This is a genomic window from Streptomyces sp. NPDC055078 (genome assembly GCF_053607985.1).
The window spans coordinates 1-2,153 of sequence record NZ_JBSGUP010000974.1; the positions used below are offsets into that span (position 1 = coordinate 1).

Consider the following 2,153-nt stretch of genomic DNA (forward strand, 5'->3'; position numbering starts at 1 on the left):
GCACCGGCTCGTCCATCGGCACCGGCTCGATCACCCCGAAGCGGCGGCGCAGCCACTGGCCGCCGTCGAGCCGCCAGAACAGCGGTGCCGTGATGCCGTGCCGCTGGATCTGGTCGAAGCCCTCGGCCGCCCACCAGCGGGGCTCGCGGTAGCCGCCGTCCGCCATGAAGGCGAGATAGCTGCCGCAGGTCACCGGCACGGTGTCGAGGTGGAAGGCCGGGACGACCCGCTGGTGCGCGGGCCGTTCATTGTCCAGCGCCCACGGTTCGGCCGATGTGCCCATCGTGAACGGGCCGCCCGGGACCAGCACCTCGGCGGGCAGCCCCGCCGCGTCCGCCGCCGGGGGTTCCGGCGCGGTCAGCGCCGCCGGGCCCTCGCGCAGCTGATGCGTGATCAGCATGGTCTCGTCGTGCTGCTGCTCGTGCTGGGCGATCATGCCGAAGGCGAAGCCCGCGTCGACCAGCGGCCCGCCCTCCAGCGGCGTGCGTTCCAGGATGTCCAGCACCCGGCCCCGTACTTCGGAGGCGTAGTCACGTGCCTCGGCCGGGGCGAGCAGCGGCAGCGTCGGACGCAGGGCGCGCGGATGCTCGAAGGCGTCGTAGACGGAGTCGATCTCGGGGCGCAGCGCCCGGTGTCCGCCGACCGTACGCAGCAGCCACTGCTCCTCCTGGTTGCCGATGTGCGCCAGATCCCACACCAGCGGGGACATCAGCGGGGAGTGCTGGGCGGTCAGCTCCCGGTCGTCGACGCAGCCGGTGAGCACCGCCGTACGGTCGCGGGCCGTGGTCAGCGCGTCCAGGGCGTGCCGCCTGAGGTCCTCGGTCATATGCCCTCTCCCTTCCCGGGTGCGTCCGGCGCCGGGGAGAGCGACGGGACGAGCAGGTCGTCGGCGGGGCAGCGCCCGCGCATCACATGGTGTTCGGTGAAGGCGGCGACCGCGGCGACCACGGCGTCGGACGCGCCGATCCGGGGCAGCGCCTCCAGGGCGACGGTGAAACAGGTGACGGCGGCGGCGCGCAGTTCCGGGTCCTCGGGTCCCCGGCGGGCCGCGCTCAGCCACAGTGGGTTGAGCGGCGCCGGCAGCGGGCCCGCGTACTCGGCGAGCGGTTTGACCGCCCGGTACACGGTCTCCGCGGCCTCGGGATCGTCGAACAGGGCCGTGGTGACCGCCAGCGGCACGATCCAGCCGTCGTCGCCCGGCTGTGCGTCGATCATGCGCAGTTCGAGATGCCCACGCGGCCGTACGGGCGGAAACATCGTGGTCAGGTGGTAGTCGAGGTCCTGCCGGGTCGGCGGGCGCGGGGCGCCGGAGCGTATCCACTGACGGAAGGTGAGCGACGCGGGCCGCTGCCAGGGCCCCGGCTCCATCCGCACACACATCAACGGGGCGTCCAGCACATGCCCGGCCCAGGCCGCTCGCGGCTCCTGGTCCAGCGGCGGTGAGATCGGCCGTACGGCGTCCAGGGTGGCCCAGATCGCCTGCCGGGTGGAGCGCCAGCCGGTGAGGCGCCCGGCGTGTGCGGGCGAATTGGCGAACGCGGCCGTCAGCACCGCGCCCAGCAGATGCGCCAGCCGCCAGCGCCGGCCGTGCCCGAGCGGCCCCGGTTCCTCCTCGCCCGCGTCCAGACACACCTGGATGGAGGCGGAGCTGCACATCATGACCCGGCCGGCGGGGCCCGTCCGGTCGAGATACGCCTCCATCGCGTCGTAGCGCGGCTCCCTGAGCAGTCTGCGCGGTGGCAGCCAGGGGTCGAGCCCGATGCCCGCGAGCATCAGACCGGCGGGTCCGAGCACGGAGCGGACGGCGGCCAGATCGGCGGAGACGGAGTCGACACACTCCATCAGGGAGGCGGCGGGCAGCGAGCTGAGCTCCAGCTGACCGCCTGGTTCGAAGGTGAGCGCCGAGTCGAGGCGCAGGGAACGCACCTGGTCGTGGGCGGCCGTCAGCCGGTCCGCCGGGACGGGGTTCCGGGGGTCGCGCCGTTCCTGAACGAGCCATTCCAGTTCCACGCCCACGGTGCGGGGCGGGCCGTTCTTGAAGCAGATGCACCGGAGCAGATCCTCTGCTTCCGCTTCCTCTAGCGGCCGGTCGTAGTCGCCGGCATCGGGTGGACGCATGATCGGCTCCCCTTTCGGAGGCCCTGGGAAGGCAC

The 2,153-nt window shown here is 73.2% G+C and carries 2 protein-coding genes; both read right to left on the bottom strand.

Annotated elements, in window-relative coordinates:
- A partial coding sequence (locus ACWF94_RS39285) for a DinB family protein (RefSeq protein WP_453499894.1) occupies window positions 1–826 on the bottom strand: 826 nt, incomplete at its 3' end.
- Window positions 823–2,118, bottom strand: coding sequence for an ergothioneine biosynthesis glutamate--cysteine ligase EgtA (gene egtA, locus ACWF94_RS39290; protein WP_453499896.1), 1,296 nt, complete (start codon window positions 2,116–2,118; stop codon window positions 823–825). The genes egtA and ACWF94_RS39285, both read right to left, overlap by 4 nt.
- Window positions 2,119–2,153: the final 35 nt, after the last annotated feature.